This window comes from Steroidobacter cummioxidans (assembly GCF_003104955.1).
Genome location: NZ_LSRW01000003.1, coordinates 72,210 through 95,878 on the forward strand (window position 1 = coordinate 72,210; position 23,669 = coordinate 95,878).

Sequence of the window (23,669 nt, forward strand, 5' to 3'; positions counted from 1 at the left end):
CGTCAGCGCGCCGCGAAGTGACCAAGCACCGCCTTGGTCTCGAGGAACTCCTTCAATCCCTCGCGCCCCCACTCGCGGCCGTTGCCGGACTGTTTATAACCGCCGAACGGCGCGTTCATATCGATCGGCGCGCCATTGATATGAATCATTCCCGCGCGCAGCTTGTTAGCTACATGCTGCGCTCGTTCCAGATCCCCGGAATACACATAACCTGCCAACCCGTAGATCGTGTCATTGGCGAGGCGAATGGCCTCCTGCTCGTCCCGGTACGGAATCATCACTAACACAGGCCCAAAGATCTCTTCGCGTGCGATGGTCATCGAGTTGGTGACATCAGCGAAGATCGTCGGTCGCACAAAGTAGCCGCGCGTGAGCTCGTCAGGCCGCCCGAGCCCGCCCGTGACCAGCCTCGCGCCCTCCTCCACACCTCGTTGAATCAATCCCTGAATCTTTTCGAACTGCGCCTTGCTCGCCACCGGCCCCATGGTCGTGGCCGACGCTTTCGGATCGCCAACGACGCAACGCTCGGCCACACTCTTGGCAATTCGCACCGCCTCATCGTAGAGCTTCGCCGGCACTAGCATGCGCGACGGCGCGTTACACGATTGACCGCTATTGGTGAGCATCGGCATCACACCGTTGCGGATTGCTGCGGTCAGATCGGCGTCGTCCAATATGATGTTGGCGGACTTACCGCCGAGCTCCTGTGACACACGCTTCACCGTGTCCGCAGCCATCTTGGCTACCTGGACACCCGCGCGCGTCGATCCGGTGAAAGAAATCATGTCCACATCCGGATGGCGCGCCAATGCCTCACCCACCGTTGGACCATCGCCATCCACGAGATTGAACACGCCCTTCGGCACGCCCGCCTCATCGAGGATCTCGGCGAACACATGGGCACACAGCGGTGCAATTTCACTTGGCTTCAAAACGACCGTACACCCCGTCGCAAGCGCCGGCGCCACTTTGCAGGCGATCTGATTGATCGGCCAGTTCCAGGGCGTAATCAAGCCGCACACGCCGATGGGCTCGCGGCGTACCAAGGTGCTGTCCATCTGCTCTTCGAACTCAAACGTGCGCAGCGCCGTCAACGCCGACATGAAATGGCCGATACCCGCACCGGCCTGAATCTGCACCGCCAATCCCAGCGGCGCGCCCATTTCGTCGGAGATCACCTCGCCCAGGCGCGGCAAATGTTTCTGCATCACCTCGATGATCCGCTGCAGCAAGGCAATGCGCTCTTCACGAGATGACACCGAGAACGACTCGAACGCAATCCGCGCCGCCTTCACGGCTCGATCGACGTCCACTGAAGATCCCAGGCTGATCGCACCGACCGGCCGTTCCGTCGCCGGATTGACGACTTCGAGATCCCGATGCGATGCCGGCGCCACCCAGGCGCCGTCGATATAGAACTGACGGAAATCGTACATGGTTGCCTCTTACTTCGGCGGCATGCGCTGAGCACCGTCGAGACGGATGGTCTCGCCGTTGAGGAAGGGGTTCTCGGCGATCGAGATCACCAGCTGCGCGAACTCCGGCGGCCGCCCCAATCGGGCCGGAAACGGAATCGAAGCGGTCAGTGCCGCTTGTAACTGTTCATTGAGCTCGCCACCCAGCATCGGCGTTTCAAACACACCCGGCGCTATAGTCACGACACGTATGCCCACGCGTGCGAACTCACGGGCCAACGGCAGCGTCATGCCCACGACACCGGCTTTCGATGCCGAATATGCCGGCTGTCCGATCTGACCATCAAACGCCGCGATGGACGCGGTGTTCACGATCACCCCTCGTTCACCGCCATCGAGCGCATCCGCATTCTGCAAACGCGCGGCCGCGAGGCGGATGATGTTGAACGTGCCGACCAGATTCACATTGACGATGCGCGAGAACTCCGCGAGCGACAGCGGCCCGTCACGCCCCACAGCCTTCCCCGGTCTGCCAATGCCAGCGCAGTTGACGATGACGCGCGCCACGCCGTTGCGCTGCTCTGCTGATTCGATCGCGCGGACCGTGCTCGCCTCATCGGCAACGTTGCACACTTCGGCATGACAGCCAAGCGCCTTCGCCTGCGCTGCCAGCGTCGTCTCGTTCAAGTCGAGTAACGTGACTTTGGCTCCCGCCTTCAACAAAGCCGCGGCGGTCGCGGCTCCGAGGCCGGATGCGCCGCCCGTGACAATCGCTCCATGACCCGCTAAATGCATTCGAGCAACTCCGATTAAGCTGTGTGAGGCGGCTGCACGATGGCTTTGATCGCCAGGCCGCTGGCGCACGCCGCGGCCGCTTCGTTGAGCTGCGCCAGATTGAAATAGGAAACCAGCCGATCGAACGGAAACTGTCCAGCGCGCCACCAATCGATCAACTGGGGAATGAATCGATGCGGCACGCTGTCACCCTCAGTGACACCCCGCAGCGTCTTGCCGTACAGAAAGCCATTCATGTGAAACTGCGCTTCGGCCTGGTGACCAGCGACACCCAGCGACGCACACGCGCCACAAGCTCGCAGACTATCTACTGCTTGCCTCAGCACGACCGGCGAACCGGTACACTCGACGCTGTAGTGAACCCCGCGCCCCTTCGTGATATTTCGAATCGTCGCGAGGGCATCATCGACCTGAGCATTGATGGTGGCGGTCGCACCCAGCTCCGACGCGATTCCCAACCGTCCGGCGTTCCTGTCGATCGCGATGATCGTCGCGCATCTGGCGATGCGAGCGGCCATGATTGCCGACAAGCCGACGCTGCCCGCCCCGAAGATCGCGATACTGTCGCCGCGTCTCGGCTTCAGCACATTGATGACGGCACCAGCGCCCGTCTGCATGCTGCATCCAAGCGGCCCCATCAGCTCCAGCGACACATCGGTCGGCACACGGATCGCGTTCGACTCCAGCACGAGCGCGTGCGTGCTGAACGCACTCTGTCCGATAAAGCGAGCAAAGAGCGACTGACCCTCTTTGTCTCTCGCTAGCGCACTGCCATCCGGACGCACGCCGCCAAAGTTGAGGCGAGCGTTCCGCGTGCAGTACGCCATTCGATCATCCTGGCAGTACTCACAATCGCCACAGTATGCATACGAAAGCACGACTGCATCGCCGGGCCGCAATCGCGTCACGCCCGCGCCCACTTGCTCGACGATGCCGGAACCTTCGTGCCCCAGAATCGCAGGCAGCTTGAACGGCAGCTCCTGGTCGCGCGCACTCAGATCCGTATGGCACAGGCCGCAGCCGACGATGCGCACCAACACCTCGTGCTCCCGAGGTGCGTCGATCTCGATCTGTTCGATCTCGAACGCACCCGGGCGACGGACAACGGCGGCAGTGGCAGCTCGCATTCGGATCCCACCAGCTCACGCCCGACTAGAACGACATCCGCAGTGTCACGCCGTAAGTGAGCGGCGCGGAGACGTAGCCGTTGGCGTCCGCTCCTTGCAGTGGCGAATTGAAGTGCTGAGTCACGTAGCGCTGATCGGTGCAGTTCTGACACCAGGCCGTCACGGACCAGGCGTTGTCCGGCGATTTCAAACCGATGTTGAAATTCAGCTCGGTCTGCGCATCCCGCATGAGATCGTTGGAGGTGTTCGTGTATTGCTCACCCGTATGAGTGGCAGCGACGCGCCCGATGAGCGAGAGGCTGTTGCTCAAAGGCTGATCGAGATTCAGCGAGATGTTGGCCGCCAGTTCAGGTGCCTGCGCAAACTCACGACCCGACAGATTGAGAATCGACGCAGACTGACCGAACTCCGCCTTCGCGAGCCAGGTGGCGTCCAGACCGAGCGTCAATGTGTCTGTCAGCGAGTAGCTGTTTTCTGCTTCGAGTCCATACACGGTGGCTTCTGGCGCATTCACGATCGTGAACTGCGTGCCCAGGAACTGCGCGACCTGCAGGTCTTTCATCTCATCGTAGAACGCAGCGAAGTTGCTACGCGCGCGACCACCGGCGTACTGGGTCTTGAGACCCACTTCGAAACCATCGACATACTCCGGCTTGTAGCGCGGATCGAGCGGCACGGCGCCTGCAACTTCGGCGGGATTGTTGGCTCGCGTGCCCGCAGCGGTGTTGTCGATGTTGACGCCGCCAGCTTTGAAACCCCGGCTGTAACTCACGTAGCCCATCACATCCGGCGTGAATTGATACTGTAGACCCAGCGTTCCGGTAACTGCCTCATCTTCTTGCCTGGCGCTGTACTCGGGACCCGGCTGGACACTCAACAACCGGAACGCGGCGTTCGGCAGCGGCGTGAAGTAGAAGCGCCGGAACGCGCCGGTCTTGTCTTCGCGCGAATAGCGGGCACCGACGATCAGCTTCAAAGGATCGCTGAGCGCGATGCTCCAATGCGTGAATGCGGCGTATGAACGGCTGCTCGCCGGCAGAACCGCGTCGCTCCACAAACCCTCCGGCGCAGCCGACGTACCCGGCGGCAGACCAGCCTGCGCCGCGAACAGCACATCGAAGAACGCCTGCGCTTGATTGCCCCACAACAGCTGGTGAGTAGCGTCGATGTCCTCGTCGGCGAAGTACGCGCCGACGACATAGTCCGCCGCAGCGAGCGTGCCGTTGTATGTGAGCTCCTGCGAGAAGAAGTCAGTGCGGAAGCTTTCATTGATAGTGAGGATATTGGCGCCGGTGAAGTCGGCGTCCATACCGTCCTGCTTGATCTTCCAGCTGCGATAGGCCGTGACCGAGTGCAGCGAATTGCCGTCGCCGAGCTCCCAGTCAGCCTGCAACACGACCCCTTTATCGGTGAGATCCTGGCGCGTGTCGTTGCTCAGCACCTGCTCGTAATCATCGAACTTCGGAGACGGCGGGTTCAAGCCGCGAGCACGGATGAGTGTGTCGATGAAGGGCTGCAGAGGGCCATCCACATCATCGACCTGTCCATAACAGCAGTTGCTCTTCTCCTCGGAGTAATCGGCGATCAATCGCAAAGTCAGCGACTCAGTGGGCTCAATCAGCAACTGCGCCTTGGCGGCGCGCGGTTTGCGTTCGTTATAGGAGTCGCCCGTGTTCGGGTTCTCGATGAAGCCATCTGCTTCGGACCACAACGCCGCGACACGCGCAGCCGCGCGGTCACCCAGGGGAATGTTCACGACGCCCCGTGCGAGCAAAGTGTCGTAGTTGCCGTACGTCAGCTCGAAATTGGACTCGACATCGCCCAAAGTCGGTCGAGTGCTGTTGATGAGCAGCGCACCGGCGGAAGTGTTCTTACCAAACAGGGTGCCCTGCGGACCGCGCAGCACTTGCAGACCGTCGATGTCGAGCCAGTTCTGCAGCGCCTGGCCGGCGCGCGTGCGGTACACACCATCGACGAACACGCCGACGGCGCCTTCAAACGCCCGGCTGTTGCCGACCGTGCCGATGCCTCGAATTCGGATGTTGGCGCTGTTGGCTGCGCTGTTGCTGCTATCGAATGAAATGCTCGGCGAGATCTGTTGAACGTTGGCGATGTTCTCGACTCGCGCGGCTTCGAGCGCTTCCGCCGTCACGGCGGTCACAGCGACCGGCACTTCTTGTAGATTTTGCGCGCGACGCTGAGCGGTGACGATGACCTCTTCGGTGTGTATTCCGGCGCTCTGGTTCGTGTTCGCAACCTTCGATTCTTGCGCAACCGCAGTCCCCGCCACGGCCAGCATGACCGCCAGCGACCCGCCCACCCGCTTGTACCCCAACTCGATAGTCATCGTTTTCCCCCCGACTCTTATAGATCTGGCGCAAGCATGGACCCGGGGCGGGTCGGACCGACTCGTCGGATCTGACGATCTGCGATCAGGGAATGAGGTTCAGCTTGCGGGCCACGGCGATGGCCTGGGTGCGGTTGTGCACCCCGAATTTGGCGTTGATATTGCGTAGATGGGTGCGCACGGTCGTCTCCGACACGAACAGTCGACCGGCGATCGCAAGATTCGACAGCCCTTCGGCCAGCAGTCGCAGGATTTCCAGCTCCTTGCGGGTCAACGCCTCTGTGGCACCCGGCGCGGGGGTCGGCGCTTCGACCTTCTCGGTGCGTTGACCGGCGAGGCGCTTCAGGTATTCGGCCAGATTCGCGGTCTCGTCGAGCTCGTTCTGTTGAGCCAGTGACAAACGCTGCAACAATCGCTGCATGGGCTCGCCTTCATCGAGGAAGATGCGCACGAAGCGTTCGCGCGCCCCTAAACGCAGCGCGTCGCGGGCCATCCGTAGCGCCGCTTTCGAGTTGCCCGACTTGTCCAGCGCGAGCGCCAGCAGAATGCGGAGCTTCAACGCCCGACGATGGCGCTTGGCATTCTCGGTGCGCTCCAGCTCCTGCTTGAGTTGATTCACTGCTTCGTCGGCAGCGCCGCTGTGAATCATCAAACGCAGCTGGCCTTCCAGCAACGTATCCATGTCGTTGCCGAACAGCGCACGCGACATCACCGGCGTCCAATCCACCGCCGCACGGGCTCTTTGCAGCGCTTCGCGAGCGCTCTTCGCATCATTGCGCCACAACGCGAGCCGTGCCCGCTCCAGCTGCGCATTCGCTACCAGACGCGGCAGGCTCATGCGATGACCGAAACATTCCATCTCGGTAACGGCCAACAGCGCGCGATCGTGATCGCCAGCATGATGAGCGATGCGCGCCAGGCTGCGATGGCCGCAGATCAGATGATCTGTCATGCCCAGCTCCTGCATCAGCGGCACATACACGCTCAGCAAGCGTTCCGCCTCTGTCAGCTCGTCCTGTTCGTACAGAACTTCAGCGAGCAGGATGCCAGCCATGGCATTGCCATTCGTATCGATGAGGAACTTGCGCGAGCCCACCGCAGACGAATGCTTGAAGCGTGCAGTCGCCTGCCTGAGGCGGCCATGCAGCAGGTCGATCGCACCTTCCACACACTGCGCGAAAATCGTCATGAACGGACCCGCCGGCGCATCCTGCTGCACCCGACTGCGATCGAGCAGCTCACGAGCGCTCGTGTACTTGCCCATAATCATGTGCAGGTTTGCGAGTGAGGTGCGCAGGATACTGAAAGGAAAGACCTGCTCCGCAGTGACCTGCTCGAGCGCGCCTTGTGCGGCGTCATAACCTTCATCAAAGCGATCGAGCATCGTCAGCAGCATCGGCCGCAAAGCGAGCGCATGCACTTCCAAATGCTGAGGCAGCGGCCCTTGCGCCTCGATGCGTTTGAGCATCTGCATGGCTTCCTGCCCGCCTCGCGTGAATGACAGCGACCACGCGTGCATCAATCGCAGATGCGGCCAGTTCGCCAGTTCCTGCGGCGGCACCGAATCCAGCAATCGCGCCAGCAGTCGGATGCGTCCGCCTTCCAGCAGCTGCTCGGCAATGCGTTCCAACATCGGCAACGCATAATCGAAATCCGCCGATGCGAGCGCATGTTCGACCGCTGGGACCGGACGATTCTGCGCGTCATACCATCGAGACGCGGCTCGATGCAGATTGGGAATGTCCTGCGGATACTGACGCTCCAGTTGAGTGCGCAGAAAGCCGGCAAACAAGCTGTGATATCGAAACCACTCGCCGTCTTCGCTGATCCGCTGCACGAACAGATTCGAGCGTTGCAACGATTCGAGAATCTCGCGGCTATCGCGTTGACCGCGCACCGCGTCGCAGAGCTGTGCGTTGAAATGATGAAGCACACTGGTGCGAACCAGGAACTCACGCACGCTCTGGCTCTGCTGCGCCAAAACTTCCTCGGCGAGATAGTCCGCAACCAATGCGTTCGAACCCGAGAAATGCGAGACCAATTCCATTGAGCGATCGCTGCGCTCTAGCGCCAGCGACGCGAGCCACAACGCGACCGGCCATCCTTCGGTCGCACCTTGCAGCCGCGCGATGTCGGCCCCCGGCACGTTCAAGCCGCGTTTGTCGCGCAGATAGTCGCCGGTCTCGGCAACGGAGAATCGAAGCTGCATCGGATCGATCACCAGCAACTGACCGCGTGCCAGCAGTCGTGGCGCGCCGATATCCAGCATGGTCCGCGAGCCGATCACGATGCGGCAGCCTTCGGGCAGGTTCTCGATCACCTGTCGCAACACCGCCAGAGAGGCCGCGTTCTGTAACGACTCGGCGTCATCGACAAACAGCACAAAGGGCGCGGGCGTGCAGGCAATGCGTTCCATCAGATCGAGCGCGACCACACCGGCGGCCTCATCGTTCTCCGGCTCGGTGCCGGGCGCGACGCCGCTGAGCAATTTGTCGAACGACGCGTCGAGGAAGGCGAGAAAGCGCCCGACGTCGTTGTCGGCCGCATCGACGGTCAGCCAGGTGGTGGTGACACCCTGCGCACGCAGGCCGTCCATGACTTGCAGCATCAACGTGGTCTTGCCGAACCCGGCCGGCGCTTGAATCAGCACCACCGTCTCGCCACCGGCACGGCACACGCGTTCCTGCAATTCCTTGCGTTGAATCTGCGAAGCGGGCAGCGTCGGTGGCGTGGTTTTCGCCAGCAGCAAATGATTGCGCACGCCCGAGACGAAGTCAGAACGATTTTTCGGCAATCCCACGTACATCTATCGACCCGCGGCCGCAGGCTCACCGCGCAGCGACCACCCCCCTGATGAATCGACTCGATTTTGCGTAATTCGTCGTCCGCCCAGTTGAGCGGGTTTGGCCGCGGCTGCAATCGTCAGTTCCGACGAAGTGTCGCGCCGGCCGCTGCCTAGAATACGGGATCGTTGCCTCCAACGTATCGCCCCGAGGAATCGATCATGCCAGAAGCTTACATCGTTGCCGCCGTTCGCACCGCAGGCGGGCGCAAGGGAGGACGCCTGTCCGGCTGGCATCCGGCCGACCTTGCCGCGCAGGTGATCGACGCGCTCGTGGCTCGCGCCAAGGCACCGAGCGATGCCATCGACGACGTCATCATGGGCTGCGTCAGCCAGGTCGGCGAACAGGGCTTCAACGTTGCACGCAACGCCGTGTTGTCCTCGTGCTTGCCCGAAAGCGTGCCGGGCACTTCCGTCGATCGCCAATGCGGTTCCTCGCAACAGGCGATTCACTTCGCGGCTCAGGCCGTGCAGGCCGGCTCGATGGATGTGGTGATTGCCGCTGGTGTCGAGAGCATGACGCGCGTGCCCATGGGCCTGTCTGTGTCGCTGCCTCAGAAGCACGGATTCGGGTTTTATGTCAGCCCGGCCATGCAGGCTCGCTATCCCAACGTGGAGTTCAGCCAGTTTCTGGGCGCGGAAATGATGGCGCGCAAATATGACTTGTCGAAGGACCAGCTGGATGAGTACGCGCTCAAGAGCCATCAGCTCGCAATTGCGGCGACCCAAGCTAAAGCGTTCGACAACGAGATCGTGCCGGTGCAAGTCCGCCGCGCACCGGTAACGGTGCCGAGCGGCGAAGTCGTGACGCCCGCAGCGACCGAAGACCTGCACACGACCGACGAGGGCATCCGCTTTGACGCCAGCATCGAGGGCATTCGAGGAGTGAAGCTGCTTGCCGAGGATGGACGCGTAACCGCCGCGACGGCGAGCCAGGTGTGTGATGGCGCCGCCGGCATCATGATCGTCAACGAGCGCGGCTTGAAGAAGCTCGGGGCGACACCGCTGGCCCGCATTCATCACATGAGCGTCATGGGTCATGATCCCGTCATCATGCTGGAGGCACCGCTGCCCGCCACTCAGAACGCAATCAGGAAAGCCGGCCTGAGCATCGACGCTATCGATCTGTTCGAAGTCAACGAGGCGTTCGCGCCAGTGCCGCTGGCCTGGTTGAAAGTGACTGGCGCAGATCCGGCGCGGCTCAACGTGCATGGCGGCGCCATCGCGCTCGGCCATCCGCTGGGCGGCTCGGGTGCAAAGCTGATGACGACGCTCGTGCATGCGCTCCATCGTCGTGACAAACGCTACGGACTACAGACCATGTGCGAAGGCGGCGGCATGGCCAATGTGACGATTGTCGAACGCCTCTGAGGCGCTCGTAGCGATGCGTCGAGCGGTCTCAGCCGCTCGATGCCCACTCCGCCCAACCATCCAACGCCTCGATCTGCTCGCCGTTCGCGCGCAGTGGATTGATCTCCAACGACACCAACTCCGAACCCAACGCCAGGGCCGCATCGCCCAATGCAACGATGACGCTGGCAAGGGCGTTGCGATCGACGGCAGGCGTGCCGCGGAAGCCATTCAACAATGCTTTGCCTCGCAGCTCATCGAGCATCGCGAGCGCATCGGCTTGCGAGATTGGCAACAGCCGCAGGCTCGTATCGCGCAACGCTTCGACCCAGACACCGCCGAGACCGACAGTGATCACAGGCCCCCATTGCGGATCGCGCATCGTGCCGACGAACAGCTCAACACCTGCGTCGCGCATCGGTCCGACAGACACGCCTTCGATGCGAGCCTGAGGGCCTGCCTTGCGGGCGCTCGTCAATATTTGCTCGTACGCCGCCGCGACGTCATCGTCGCCCGTGACGCCCAGCATCACACCGCCAACCTCGGTCTTATGAGGAATGTCGGGGGACACGATCTTGAGCGCGACTGACGAGCCGAGCGCACGAGCATGACGGACGGCCTCGTCCGCACTGTTGACCACTCTGGCAGGAATGACCGGCACACCGCGACGCTGCAGGTACTCGAGCACCTGGCGTTCTGATCGCGGTTCCTCCCTCGACATGCACCCGCTTTGCAGAACGGACAAGTCTCGACATGACAGCTCGCGCGCAAGCCTCGACCACTCGATCGCGCGCGCCACCGCTCGAATGCCGTGCTCCACGCCGCAGGGAAGATAGTTACAACCCGTGATATCGATGATCTCTTCGCTCAACTCGCTGAAGGGTCGCACGGTATGGCTGATCAGCAGCGTCGGTCGGCTGGCGCGAGCCTGTGCTGTGGCGACACCAGCGAGCAGCTGCCGCAACAGTTTGCTGTCATCTGCGGTCGCCGAAGCCACATCCAGAACAGCGACCACCGCCGCGAACTCGGGTTCGTCCGTCATGGCATCCAGCGATTTCTCCAACAACGACGGATCGAGTAACGCGCCGCCAGTCACGTCCAGTGGGTTGTGTGGCGTTCCAAAGTTCGGCAACGCTGCCGCCAGCCGCGCTGAGGTAGCGGACGATAACGCCGGCAAGCTCACACCCGCATCGGCAGCGCGATCGGCGGCGATCTCACACAAGCCACCGGACAACGAAATCAATCCCAATCCACCCGCTGGCAGCCTGCCCCATCGAGCCAGCACTTCGGCGGTGAGAATCAAATCTTCAAGCGATGTAACGCGCACGAGGCCGAAGCGACGACAAACGGCGTCGAACACGCGATCGTCACCGACCAGCGAGCCAGTGTGTGCCTGCGCCGATCGAACCGTGACCTCGCTGCTGCCGATCTTGAGCACCACGACCGGTTTGCCGGCTTGCGAAGCTCGCAGGCAGGCACGCGCGAACGCAGGAGCATCCCGCACTGATTCGAGGAACAGCGCGATCGACCGGGTGGCCGGATCATCGACCAGATAATCGATCACCTGCGCGACACCGACGCCCGCCTCGTTACCCGTGGATACCATGTAGGTGAGCCCGATGCCCTGCCACTGCGCGAAATAGGACATCTGCGCAGCCAAGGCGCCGCTTTGAGAGATGATCGCGATCTTCGCATTGCGCGCACGTTGCGGCCGCAAGCTCACGGTCCATACCGGCGCTTTGCTCGTGTAATTCACGAACCCGAGACAGTTCGGTCCGAGCAATGAGATGCCGTGATCGCGAGCCAGGCTCGTCAGCCGGCCTTGCAACTCACGCCCCGCAGCACCGGACTCGGCAAATCCAGCACTCAGGATAATGGCGTTGCGAATGCCTGCTACACTCAGCTCGGGCAACGTATCAAGCAGCGCCTCTGATGGAACCATCAGCAGCGCGACATCCACCGGCTCGCCAATCTCTGCAATCGTGCTGACGGCCGGGTGCCCCAGCACCTCGCCGCCCTTCCGATTGACCAGGAACAGCTTGCCGTCATAGCCGAGCGTGGCCAGATTCGCGAACGCAGCGCGTGTCCAGACGGAGCGTTCGGTAGCGCCCACGAATGCGATGGAACGCGGCGAGAACAATGCGGCAAGTGGATGTGACATGCAGTCGCCAGTCGCTCGCCTCAAGATTCCCAGATCACGGGCTGCGCGAGCTCGCGCCACCGCGTCGCCTGGGCGAGATAGCGGTTCTCGATCTGACTCCGACGGATTTTCATGGTGGGGGTGAGCATGCCGCTCTCAATGGTCCAGGGCTCCCTGGCCACGACCATGTAGTCCACCCGCTCGTGGTCTTCCAACGAAGCGTTCACTTGTTCCAGCAGCGTCGCCAGTTCGCGATCCAGTTGCGCGTGGATCGTTGCGTCTGCTTGCGCCTGACGATATTTATCCGCCGCGATCATGAGCAGCGCGAACGGCTGCGGCTCGCCGTGACCCGTGACGCAAATCGCCTCGACGAACGGATGCGCGCCCAGCCGATTCTCGATCGGCACTGGCGCGACGTATTTGCCCTTGCTGGTCTTGAACAGTTCTTTCACGCGTCCCGTGATACGCAGCCGGCCGGCCTCATCCAGCTCACCGCGATCGCCGGTGTGGAAGAAACCATCAGACGTGAAGCACTGCTTCGAATCGTCTGCCGCGCGGTAGTAACCGAGCATCTGCCCCGGGCTTTTCACCAGCACTTCGCCGTCCTCGCCGAGCCGACACTCGACCCCAGGTAGCGGCACGCCAACATAGCCAGGGCGCACGTCGTCACGCGGGCTCGCATGGGAAGTCGCGGCATTCTCGGTCATGCCGTAGACCTCGATCAGATCCAGCCCCAGCTCGCGATACCACGAAAGAATCTGTGCCGGCAACGGCGCAGCGCCGGTGAATCCCAGCGTCGCCGCATCCAGCCCCAGGCTTGCCAGAATGTTTTTCTTGGCGATCGGGCCCTGCACGGGATCGGCAAATATCACCTTCTGCTTTTCCGGCGGCACCTGCTGATTCACGGCCTGATAGAACTTGGTCCACAAGCGCGGCACCGAGAAGAATCGCGTCGGACGCGCGCGCTTCAGGTCCGCCGCAAATGTTTCCAAGCCGAGATTGAAGAACGCCTGGAAGCCGAACACGATCGACGGCACCTCCAGAGCGACGCGCTCAGCGATATGCGCGAGCGGCAGATACGACAGCATGCGGTCATCGGGGCTCGTGCCCCACAACGGCGCGGTTGTCAGGCAGGGCGCGGTCAAGGAGTTGAAGCTGTGCATCACTCCCTTGGGTTGACCCGTCGTTCCCGACGTGTAGATGATGGTCGCCAATGCGTGCCTGTCGCGCTCGACTGACCTGGCCAGAGGCTCTCGACCCGCAATGAGATCTTCCCATCGCATGCTCACAGTCGATGGCGCCATCGGCAATCCGATCTTCGGCAGTGAGACCGGCAGAACTCGCTGGACGTCGTTCCAACTATCCGTCACACCATCGACTCGCCCGATGAAGATCAGGCGAGCATCGCAGTGACGCAGCACATAGTCGGCCGTCGATGAGCTCGCGCTCGGATACAGCGGCACACTCACATGCCCCGACATCCAGATCGCCAGATCCGCCATGATCCAGTGCGCGCAGTTCTTACCGTAGATCGCAATGCTGCTGCCGGCGGGCAACCCGAGCGAATGCAGATGTGCCGCCATGCGCCGGGCCTCATCCCAAACGCGCGCCCAGCTGTATTCGACGACCGTGCCGTTCGGCAGCGGTTGGGTGAGATAGGTGCGGTCGGGCGTGGTACGGGCCCAATGTTCCAGACGCTCCAACATCACAGCGTCCTCGCAATCAGTTCCTTCATGATCTCGTTGGTGCCGCCGTAGATCCGACTGGCACGGTTGTCGATGAAGGCGCGCGCGATCGGGTATTCGAGCATGTAGCCGTAACCGCCGTGCAATTGCACGCACTCATCGACGACATGACACACCAGCTCCGAAGCCGTGAGCTTGGCAGTGGCCGCCGCTTCGGGACTCAATTGATGCTCCAACACCAATTCGAGGCAGCGATCCACGAACACCTGGGTCACGGCAATCTTCGCTTTCAGATCGGCGAGCTTGAAGCGCGTGTTCTGATACTCCGCGACGGATTTGCCAAACACCTTGCGCGTACGCGTGTAGTCGACGGTCCAGTTGAGCGCAGCCTGGGCCGACGCGATGGAAAGAATGGCGATGATCAGTCGCTCCCAGCCGAGCTCTTTCATCAGCTGTGGGAATCCTTGACCCTCCACGCCGCCGAGCAGATTGGAGCGCGGCACCCGCACGTTCTCGAAGAACAACTCGCAAGTGTCCTGCGCCTTCATGCCCACCTTCTTCAAAGGCGCGGCCTTGGTGAAGCCGGGTCGTCCGTTCTCGACCAGGATCAGGGAAATGTCCTTGGAACCGGAGCCCGAGTTGCCGGTCTTCGCGACCACCACGACGATGTCGGCGAGATAGCCGTTGGTGATGAAGATCTTGTTGCCGTTGATGACGTAGTCGTCGCCGTCGCGCTCAGCCCGGGTTTTCACCGCCTGCAGATCTGAGCCTGTGCCTGGCTCGGTCATTGCGATGGCCCCGATCGCCTCGCCGCTTGCCATCTTCGGCAGCCACGTGCGCTTCTGCTCTTCGGTGCCGAAGTTCAGGATGTAGTTCGCGACGATGTCCGAATGCACCGAGAAGCCGGGACCGGTGACGCCGGCATAGCTCTGCTCTTCCATGAGCACCGTGCTGAACAGGCGATCGCCGCCCATGCCGCCGTATTCCTCCGGAACAGTGAGACACAGAAATCCCAGCTCGCCTGCACGCCGCCAGATATCGCGGTCGACATGTTGCTGCTCCTCCCAGCGCGCGTGGTGCGGCACGCATTCCTCGTCCAGGAAGCGCCGGACATTCTTGCGGAACTCATCGTGATCGGCAGTAAAGATGGTGCGAGCGAGCATGATTGCCTCAGTAATACTTCCGTCGTTCACGCGCCATGGAGCGCAGCATCGGCGTGGCTTGATATTGCGGCCCGAGGGCAGCGTAACGCTCCGACAGCTCGATCACCCGATCCAGCCCGAGCCAGTCGGCGTACTTGAGCGCTCCCCCAAGGTACGAAGGTAAACCCACGCCGAGCAGTAGCGCCATATCCAGTTCGGGGGCGCTGGCCACCACGCCCTCTTCCAGGCAGCGGGCCGATTCGAGGAGCAGCGGCAACATCATGCGTTCGACGATGTCGGCGTCGCTGAACGATTGCGGGCCTTGGCTTTGTACGTCCTGCAACAGCACGTGAGCCACCGGATCCGGGTGCTTCATGGGCTTGCCGGTGGCGCTGGTCTCATAGCGATAAAAGCCCAGGCCGTTCTTCTGGCCCAGGCGGCCGTGCGCGACCATGAGCTGCAACGGATCTTTCCAGGTCCGGCGCAACCGTTCAGGAAACCCGGCACAAATGATCTCGGCGACATGCACACCGGTATCCATGCCGACCACATCGTTGAGATAGGCCGGTCCCATGGGCCAACCGAACGCTTCCATCGCCGCGTCGATCTGCTCGTAGTCCGCGCCATCGGCAAGCAAACGTCCGAATGCCTGCATGTACGGCGTGAGGATTCGGTTGACCAGAAAGCCCGGCCCATCGCGCACGACAATCGGCGTCTTGCCCATCGAGAGTGCGTAACTCACGACCGTCCCAACTGCAGCGTCGCTGGTCCTGGCGCCGCGAATGACTTCAACCAGCGGCATCATCGGCACCGGATTGAAGAAATGCATGCCCACGAAATTCTCGGGCCGCTGCAGCGGCGCGGCGAGGTCATCGATGCGCAGGCTGGAAGTGTTGGACGCAATCACCGCATCCGGTCGGACGTTCTGCTCCAACTCTCGCAGCACCTGATGCTTGATCTGCAGATTTTCGACGACCGCCTCAACGATCACGTCCGATGTGTTGAAATCCTGGTAGGTCAATTGCGGGACGATCGACGCGAGTACGCCGTCGGCCTGAACTTGCGCGAGTCGGCCCGCCGTCACTTGTTTGTTGAGCAACTTGCGCGCCTCGCCGATGCCAAGATCGAGCTGGCCTTGCGCGATGTCCTTCATCACGACAGGAATGCCGCGGCTCGCGCTGGTGAAAGCGATTCCGCCGCCCATGATGCCCGCGCCAACGACCGCGGCTCGCTGCACTCGACGGCCGCTGCTCGCGTGCCGTTTAGCCGTCTTTTTTACCTGCTGTTCGCTTAGAAAGATCTGCACCAGCGAACCCGCCGCCTGGGTCTTCGCGATCCTGGCGAATGCAGCGGCTTCAGCGGCGAGCGCGGCATCTCTGTCCAGCGTCATGCACTCGTGCAGCAGGTCGAGCGCAGCTTGAGCGGCAGGCTGATGCTTGGGCATGCGTGCGATGAGTGTTCGCTTCGCCTCCGCAAACACTGCGCTTACATCCGTACCTGCGGTATTCACGGGACCCAGCTTGGCCGACCGACGCGCGCGCCAGTCGAGTTCGCCACGGGCCGCTTGATTCAGAACCTCTAGTGACGTTTCACGCAGAGACTCGGGTGATGCCAGGAAATCGACGACTCCGGCCTTCTCCGCCGCGGACGCTTTCGACGACTCGCCACCAACGATCCAGCGAATGGCGACTTCGATGCCAGCAACCCGAGGGAGTCGAACCGTGCCGCCAAAACCCGGAAACAAGCCAAGCTTCACTTCCGGCAGTCCGACCTGAGCGTCCTGCGCCATCACCCGATAATCGGCCGCAAGTGCAGCTTCCAGTCCGCCACCAAGCGCGAAACCGTTGATTGCAACGACGACCGGCACCGGCAGCGCTTCCAGCGCATGAAACACGCGATTGGATGCCATGTTGCTCGACATGACTTCCTGCTGTGGCTTGCTGAACAACGCACCAAAACCGCCGATGTCGGCGCCGACGATGAATGACTGCTTCGCGCTGGTGACCAACACACCGCGCAACCCATCATGCGCACTGATCGCCGTTATCGCCTGCTGCAATTCACTGACGGTACGTTTGTCGAACTTGTTGATCGCGTCTTCGTGGCGATCGAAACACAGTTCAACAAGGCCGTCCTCGATCGCACTGACACGAATCGACTCGCCCTGGAACATTGGAATCTGCCTCTCCTCGCGCTCGCGCGCTCAATGAAAACAAGCGGTGACGTGCCGCAGCCGCTCGCGGCATTCGCTCACCATGCGCTCAATGAGTTCGGCGCACGTCGGCACGTCGTCGATCAAACCGACGACCTGGCCGGCCGCAATTACGCCGCCATTCGGATTGCCGACAACGAGTGCTTCGCGTCCGCGCTGGCCCGCGACCAGATGCCGGATGTCGTCGAACTGACAGCCCTTCGCCTCGGCCGCGACCACTTCCTCCGAGATCGTATTTCTGAGCACGCGAGCGGTGTTGTGCAGGGTACGAAAGATCAGGCGTGTGTCGCGTTCGCTGGCCGCGACCAGTGCCTGTTTGATGTTGTCGTGTATTGGCGCTTCACGGGTGGCACAGAAGCGAGTGCCCATGTTCACGCCGTCAGCACCCAGCGTCAGCGCGGCGGCCATGCCACGCCCGTCACCGATGCCGCCAGATGCAATGATCGGCACCGACAGTCGGCGCGCAGCGGCGGGAATGAGCACCATGCCGCCAACGTCGTCGTCACCGGGATGGCCGGCGCACTCGAACCCATCGATGGAAATGGCATCGGCACCATGCTTCTGTGCCGACAACGCATGTCGCAACGACACGCACTTGTGGATGACCTTGAGTCCCGCCGCCTTCGCAACCGCGATGAACTCCGGTGGCACCTTGCCCGCCGTTTCGATGGCCGCGACCTGGGCGCGCACGATCGTGTCGAGATAGCGCTCGTACGGCGGCGGATTGATCGTCGGCAGCATGGTGAGATTCACGCCGAATGGCCGATTGGTCAGCGTTCGGCACTTGCCGATTTCTTCCCACAACGCTTCGGGCGTCGGCTGGGTCAGTGCCGTGATGATGCCGAAGCCGCCGGCATTGGAAACCGCGGCGGCGAGCTGTGCCGTGCCGACCCACATCATCCCGCCCTGGACGATGGGATACGTGCTGCCCAGCATGTCGGTGATGCGCGTGCGCAGAGGATCCCCCGGTTCTTCATGTTTCGGTGCGGTCAAGCTAGGGGTCGGGGGGAGGAGCACGCCTCGTCGGTTCTGACGATTTTCGGCGTCTGGCCGCCGTGCACGATGAGCTGCACAGTTAAGGCTCGAGCATGGCAATCGTTTCACCGCATCGAATTCCCGTCATCGTCGGCGTCGCCGACGTCATCGACCGGCCAGCAGCTCTGGCGCAAGCTCGCGAGCCAGCGACATTGATGGTCGATGCACTGCTGGGCGCTTTGCAGGACGCGGCCGGTGCCGCGGCTCCAGCGTTGCTCACCGCGCTGGATTCGCTCAATATCGTGGCCGAACACTCCTGGCCGTACGACGAACCCAGCGACGTGGTCAGCGCCCGGATCGGTCACATGCCGAAGCGCTGCATTTACGGTACTGCTGGCGGCGAATCGCCGGTTCGTTTCATTCACGAAGCAGCATTGCGGATCGCTGCCGGTGATAGCGTCGTCGCTGCCGTCGTCGGCGCGGAGTCGCAGCACTCCGTCGCCGCTGCCAGCAAACAATCGATTCAGTTGCCCTGGTCGCCGCGCGGTTCGAATGCCGGTCTGCTACGCGGGAAGGACCTGTGTCATCCCATCGCGATCAGCCATGGAATGACTCAGCCCGCCCACGTCTATCCGCTTTACGAAAATGCCGCGACGGCTGCGTGGGGGCAGACACCGGGCGAGGCGATACGCGAGTCGGCGGAACTGTGGTCGGCCTTTTCCAGAGTCAGCGCCGAAAATCCTTGCGCCTGGCTCAAGCAAACCTACTCCGCAGAACAGCTCGCGACACCGACGCAGGACAATCGCCCGGTCGCCTGGCCGTACACCAAGCACCTGGTCGCGAATCCTTTCGTGAATCAGGGCGCAGCGGTCGTTCTGACTTCCTTGGCGAAGGCCCGTGAGCTCGGCATTTCTGAAGAACGGTGCGTGTTCATTCACGGCGGCGCGCGGGCAGTTGAGCCAAGAGATTATCTACAGCGCGACCAGTACCAGCGCTCTTACGCGCAGGAAGCAGTGCTGGCGGCCATGCTCGACGCTGCAGGCCGGTTCGACGCGGTGGAGCTGTACAGCTGCTTTCCCATCGTGCCGAAGATGGCGCGCCGAGTGCTTGCCTTGCCAGCAAACGCGCGACTGACTTCGATCGGCGGACTGAGCTTCTTCGGCGCGCCGCTCAACAATTACATGACGCATGCAGCAGCCGGCCTCGTCCGTGCACTCCGGAACCAGCGCAACGGCCGCGCCCTGCTGTATGGACAAGGTAAGTTCGTCACCAAACATCATGCGCTACTGCTCAGCTCATCGGCTCCAGCGAACGATCTGGCGACCAGCGATGGCGACGTGCAGCCGCAAGCCGATCGGCAGCGACACCCCGTGCCGGAGTTGATCGGTGACCACAACGGACCTGCCGCAGTGGAAACATTCACCGTCGTTTACGGACGCGGCAGCGATCCGGAGTTTGGCACGGTGCTCGCCCGTACTGCCGAAGGTCGCCGCCTGATGGCGCGCGTCGCTCCGACCGACAGCTCATCGCTGCAAGTGCTGACCAGCCTATCAACGACTCCCGTCGGCCGCGTCGGTCAAGTGACCCGCGGCGCGGACCACCTTCTTTACTGGACTGTGACATGAGTGAGCCGGTACTCGTCGAGCATTGCGGCGATGTCGCCATCGTGACGTTGAACGTGCCCGAGAAGCGCAATGCGCTCGGCGTCGCGCTGTATCGCGGACTCTCGCAAACATTGACGTCGCTTCAGGACGATCCGTCGGTGCGCGCGCTGGTCTTGTACGGTGGCACACACTTCTGCTCGGGCGGTGATCTATCGTCGCTAGGCGCGACACCGCTTGCCATGCGCTCGGCGATGCACGTCGGTCATCGTGCGGTTCGCTCCTTGATTGGCGGCCGACTGCCTGCAGTCGCCGCCGTCGCTGGCAGCGCGTTCGGTGCTGGCTTCTCGCTCGCGATGGCCTGCGATTTCGTGGTCGGCGATCCATCGACCACGCTTTGCGCCGCTTTCGGCAAGGTCGCTCTCACCCCTGATTACGGACTGATGTGGACACTGCCCCAGCGCATTGGCATCGGACGCACGCGAGAGCTGTTGATGTTGTGCCGGCAGGTCGGTGCCGAAGAAGCGCTGTCGATGCACTTGATCGATCGCCTCGTGCCTCCGGGCGAGACGCTCGGAGCAGCGCTGCAACTCGCCAAAGAACTGGCCGCCGCTGCGCCGGGTGCGATCGCAACCACCAAAGCCATGTTGTCGCGATCGCCGCTGTCGCTGGACACGATGCTGGCGTGGGAGGCGGACACACAATCCCTGCTCGCGCGAACGCTGGACCTGCAGGAAGGCATTCGCGCCTTCGCCGAGCGGCGGCCGCCCGCATTTCGTGGAGAGTAACGCGATGTTGAATGCGGCAGCCGACACCATGCGCGCCGAGATCGAAACCGTGCCGCAGTACTGGCCGCGTCTCGCCGAGTATCTGGCGGGCCTGGGCATGCAACTGGATCTCGATACTCCGCCCCAACAGTTCGCCGGCGGTTTCGCGAATCTGAACTATCTCATCCAGCTCGACGGCCAATCGGCCGTGCTGCGTCGACCGCCGAAAGGCCCGCTGCCCGCCGGCGCGTACGACATGGCTCGCGAGTTTCAAATTCTCTCGCGCCTTTGGCAAAAATTTCCGTTGGCGCCACGCGGCCTGCATCTCTGTGAAGACGCTCGTGTCATCGGCGCACCGTTTCAGATCGTTGAATATCGAACCGGTGTTTCACTACGAGACTCGCTGCCCGCTCCGCTCGCCGGTGACGCGACAGTAGGTGCAAGACTCGGCAACACGCTCGTGGACATCCTCATCGAGCTGCATCGAGTGGATCCTGCTAGCGTTGGGCTGGAAACACTTGGCAAGCCCACCGGCTTCCTAAAGCGCGCCACCGAAGGCTGGATCAAGCGTGCCAGCGTCGCAGTCGATGGCTGGGGCACCCCGACGACGCTGCAATTGATCATCGAGCTCGCGCACTGGCTGCGAGAAAACTGTGTTCCTGACGCAAACCACACGCTGCTTCACAATGATTTCAAGCTCGACAACGTGCTGCTCGATCCCACGAACCTGACTCCGCTCGCCGTGCTGGACTGGGATCAAGGCACACGCGGCGACGGCCTGTTCGATCTGGCGGTGCTACTTAGCTACTGGACGGAGCCTGGCGATCCGGCCGCCATGCATCAGATGGCGCAGATGCCTACGGCAAGCGCCGGCTTTCCCACACGGCAGCAAGTTGCTGAACGCTACGCGTCGGCGCTGGGTCGCGACCTCTCCACCTTTCGCTTCCATCGCGTGCTCGCTCAGATGCGCACCGCGGTGATCTTCCAACAACTCCATGTGCGGTGGCGACGAGGCGAGACTCGCGATTCCCGCTACGAACGCTTCGGTGAAATCGGCGAGGGACTCTTGCAGTTCGCACGCTCGATTGCGCGCGGCGAAGTATTCTGACCCCTCAAATAGAAACGCCGCGTAACCGACCTTGGAGAAGATCGATTACGCGGCGTGAAGCCAACCCTATAACGTCTTGATGTATTCGATCAGGGCCCAACGCTCCGAGTCGGTCAACGACTGGGTGAAGTCGTGGCCGCCGTTGTCGTTGCCGTACAGATAGCTGTTATAGACCATGCGCGACTTGATCTGCTGATCCGTGATCGGCGGGGGCGACTGATACGCCAGGTTCAGATACTGAGCCGCCACGTTGTCCCACATCGAGTACAGGATATCGATGGTCGCCATGTTATGCGTGCAAGGCAGGAACGGCGAGGTGAAGATACTGTTGTTGCAGGCTACCGCTGTGTACTTCCAGCCCAGCTTCTGCCAATCGTACGAAGCGAAACTGTAGTCATAGCCCGCGTTCTTGCCGCCGATGCCCGCCGCGGTGTACGGACGCTTCCACAGCTTCGGTCGATCCGAAGGCTTCAGCACGCCCCACAGATTCGGCACGCTGCCATTGTGGAAATACGGAGCCGTGGCCCACGCGCCATACAGCGGCGGCGCGATGTAACCCGTCGGCTCTTCCCAGATATTGGGTCCGAGTGGCGAGTAGATCGGTCCACCATTGTTATAAATGGCACGCGGCACGCGACGCAGTTCGCTCGCGACGATGTTGTCCGAAGGATAGCCGGTCCAGCTGGGGCTGAGATTGTTGTACGCCCACCAGCCACTGTTCCAGGCGCGGCGCTGACGCTCATCGGCCATCAGCCGCATGCGTCGCGGATCGGTACGAATCGTTTCGATCGGCGTGACGACCGCGGCAACCCCTTTCAAACGAGGATCCGGCAGATAGTTGGGATCCGCCGCGTGACGCGGTGAATAGACACCATGACAGCTCGCGCATGAGCCGTTGCCGGCCGGCTTGGGAATCGCCCCGTTCGCGCCGCTCGCCCACAGGTCGCGCTCGTGATAGATGACCGCGCCCTGCTCCGCCAATGCCGTATTGATGGTTTTTGGATAGGTCGCCGGCGACAGCGAGATCAGGAAGTTGTTGATGTCCTCGAACTCGTCTTCGAGCCCTCGGCGCGCGTTGGCATCGCGGAAGATATTCGCAACGCCAAAGGCCATTTCCGAGTGCACGTTGTCCGATGACAGCGAGCCGTCCCAGAACTGACGCGTCTTGAACGCTCTCGCCCACCAGGCCGGCGCCTTGGTCATGCCCGCGTGCGGGGCATCGGCGACGTACTCGAGCAGACTCGGCGCCAGGGTCAGGGTTTCCATGTCGAACAGCGCCGGCAGCAGCGAGATCAAGCCGATCGCGTCCGAGCTGCCACGACCCGTGCTCCACGGAATGGGTAACAAATTGCCCAATGCCGTGATCGGTGTGGTCCGGAACATATCCGACGCCAGCAAGCCCGCGTCGTTCGCGCTGTTGGGCAAGCCCCACTTGAACGATGCTTCGCTGGCGGTGCCGAGCCGCGAGTCGTGACAGGCCGAGCACGACGCGCCGATCAGGCCCGTCCACCGACCGTTGTCATCCTTGCCTTGAATCAAGCCCAACGGCAGTTGTCCGCTGCCACCATTGGTTTGATTGGGATCCTCGCCCGGCAGCGGGTAGGGATTGCGGAATGGCGCAGGATACAAACCATACCGCTTCGACACCTGCTCTTCGAAATCGGGTGGGCGAATCAGATAGCCCCATTGCAGGAAGATGAAGTGATAACTGGTCGCCAGCGCCATGGGCTGGAAGAATTGTCTCTCTTCGAGATTGACGCGCCCGCGAGTGGCGCTCGCACGAAACTGTCCGCAGGTCGTCGGCCGTGGCGGCAAACGATTCACGAACGGCGGCGGTGGATTGTGCAGGTCGACGAAATAAGCGTTGAACTGAAGCGCCGCGTTTGGATTGGAATTCACTCCCTGCTTCACCAGCGAGCGAGGATCCACCGGCAGCGGCGTACTGTCCGGCTTACCATTGCAGCCCACCATCAACGGCGAGCGGATCGATGCCTGATCGAGCAGTGGCAACGCCTGCCCGCCGGCTCCCTGTCCTATGAACAATATGGGCGTGAGTGCCAACGCAGCCCACGCCCTCCTTAGCCCAAGGCGTCTTGCGATCATGATTCCCCCTGTACGTCCCAACGAATGAGTTCTGTACAGGGTGAATCTAACGACGCAACC

At 62.1% G+C, this 23,669-nt stretch carries 15 protein-coding genes; 4 read left to right on the plus strand and 11 right to left on the minus strand.

The genetic code is table 11. The features are described 5' to 3' along the window. Positions 1–2 precede the first annotated feature (2 nt). The 5 genes from D0550_RS01705 to D0550_RS01725 form a co-directional block, all read right to left on the minus strand. Entirely contained in the window at positions 3–1,436 is a 1,434-nt protein-coding gene (locus D0550_RS01705; RefSeq protein ID WP_116807369.1) for an aldehyde dehydrogenase family protein, read from the minus strand. Between the two features lie 9 nt (positions 1,437–1,445). Beyond that, entirely contained in the window at positions 1,446–2,210 is a 765-nt protein-coding gene (locus D0550_RS01710; RefSeq protein ID WP_116807370.1) for an SDR family NAD(P)-dependent oxidoreductase, read from the minus strand. Between the two features lie 14 nt (positions 2,211–2,224). Then, positions 2,225–3,337 carry an NAD(P)-dependent alcohol dehydrogenase gene (locus tag D0550_RS01715; protein WP_116807371.1) on the minus strand — a complete coding sequence of 371 codons (1,113 nt, stop codon included), beginning with the start codon at positions 3,335–3,337 and terminating at the stop codon, positions 2,225–2,227. A gap of 25 nt (positions 3,338–3,362) precedes the next feature. Further along, positions 3,363–5,684: a TonB-dependent receptor gene (locus tag D0550_RS01720; protein WP_206606039.1), complete on the minus strand. Its 2,322-nt coding sequence runs from the start codon at positions 5,682–5,684 to the stop codon at positions 3,363–3,365. A gap of 85 nt (positions 5,685–5,769) precedes the next feature. Further along, complete coding sequence (locus D0550_RS01725; RefSeq protein ID WP_116807372.1) at positions 5,770–8,490, minus strand: winged helix-turn-helix domain-containing protein; 2,721 nt, start codon at positions 8,488–8,490, stop codon at positions 5,770–5,772. Positions 8,491–8,688: 198 nt separating this feature from the next. Here D0550_RS01725 and D0550_RS01730 point away from each other — a divergent pair, with 198 nt between their 5' ends. Then, entirely contained in the window at positions 8,689–9,897 is a 1,209-nt protein-coding gene (locus tag D0550_RS01730) for an acetyl-CoA C-acetyltransferase (protein WP_116807373.1), read from the plus strand. A gap of 28 nt (positions 9,898–9,925) precedes the next feature. On the opposite strand, the gene D0550_RS01735 is transcribed toward D0550_RS01730, so the two are convergent. From D0550_RS01735 to D0550_RS01755, 5 genes are read right to left on the minus strand one after another with little or no spacing between them, the layout of a single operon-like run. Beyond that, positions 9,926–12,037, minus strand: a complete 2,112-nt coding sequence (locus tag D0550_RS01735) for an acetate--CoA ligase family protein (protein ID WP_116807374.1) — start codon at positions 12,035–12,037, stop codon at positions 9,926–9,928. A gap of 20 nt (positions 12,038–12,057) precedes the next feature. Next, positions 12,058–13,722: an AMP-binding protein gene (locus D0550_RS01740; protein WP_116807375.1), complete on the minus strand. Its 1,665-nt coding sequence runs from the start codon at positions 13,720–13,722 to the stop codon at positions 12,058–12,060. Further along, positions 13,722–14,864, minus strand: a complete 1,143-nt coding sequence (locus D0550_RS01745) for an acyl-CoA dehydrogenase family protein (RefSeq protein WP_116807376.1) — start codon at positions 14,862–14,864, stop codon at positions 13,722–13,724. The genes D0550_RS01740 and D0550_RS01745 overlap by 1 nt, the downstream gene beginning before the upstream one ends. Positions 14,865–14,871: 7 nt before the next feature. Continuing rightward, the gene (gene fadB, locus D0550_RS01750; protein WP_116807377.1) at positions 14,872–17,016 is read right to left on the minus strand and encodes a fatty acid oxidation complex subunit alpha FadB; all 2,145 of its coding nucleotides are present in this window, start codon (positions 17,014–17,016) and stop codon (positions 14,872–14,874) included. Positions 17,017–17,046: 30 nt separating this feature from the next. Continuing rightward, on the minus strand, positions 17,047–18,012 hold the full coding sequence (locus tag D0550_RS01755) for an NAD(P)H-dependent flavin oxidoreductase (protein ID WP_116807485.1): 966 nt from the start codon (positions 18,010–18,012) through the stop codon (positions 17,047–17,049). A 131-nt stretch (positions 18,013–18,143) separates the two neighbouring features. Here D0550_RS01755 and D0550_RS01760 point away from each other — a divergent pair, with 131 nt between their 5' ends. Genes D0550_RS01760 through D0550_RS01770 form a run of 3 tightly spaced genes read left to right on the plus strand, consistent with a single transcriptional unit; the run spans position 18,144 to position 21,506 of the window. Beyond that, positions 18,144–19,655 carry an acetyl-CoA acetyltransferase gene (locus D0550_RS01760; protein WP_116807378.1) on the plus strand — a complete coding sequence of 504 codons (1,512 nt, stop codon included), beginning with the start codon at positions 18,144–18,146 and terminating at the stop codon, positions 19,653–19,655. After that, on the plus strand, positions 19,652–20,419 hold the full coding sequence (locus D0550_RS01765; RefSeq protein WP_116807379.1) for an enoyl-CoA hydratase/isomerase family protein: 768 nt from the start codon (positions 19,652–19,654) through the stop codon (positions 20,417–20,419). The genes D0550_RS01760 and D0550_RS01765 overlap by 4 nt, the downstream gene beginning before the upstream one ends. Positions 20,420–20,423: 4 nt before the next feature. Further along, positions 20,424–21,506, plus strand: coding sequence for a phosphotransferase family protein (locus D0550_RS01770; protein WP_116807380.1), 1,083 nt, complete (start codon positions 20,424–20,426; stop codon positions 21,504–21,506). Positions 21,507–21,572: 66 nt separating this feature from the next. Here D0550_RS01770 and roxA read toward each other — a convergent pair whose 3' ends face one another. Continuing rightward, positions 21,573–23,609: a rubber dioxygenase RoxA gene (gene roxA / locus D0550_RS01775; RefSeq protein WP_206606040.1), complete on the minus strand. Its 2,037-nt coding sequence runs from the start codon at positions 23,607–23,609 to the stop codon at positions 21,573–21,575. Between the last annotated feature and the right edge of the window lie 60 nt (positions 23,610–23,669).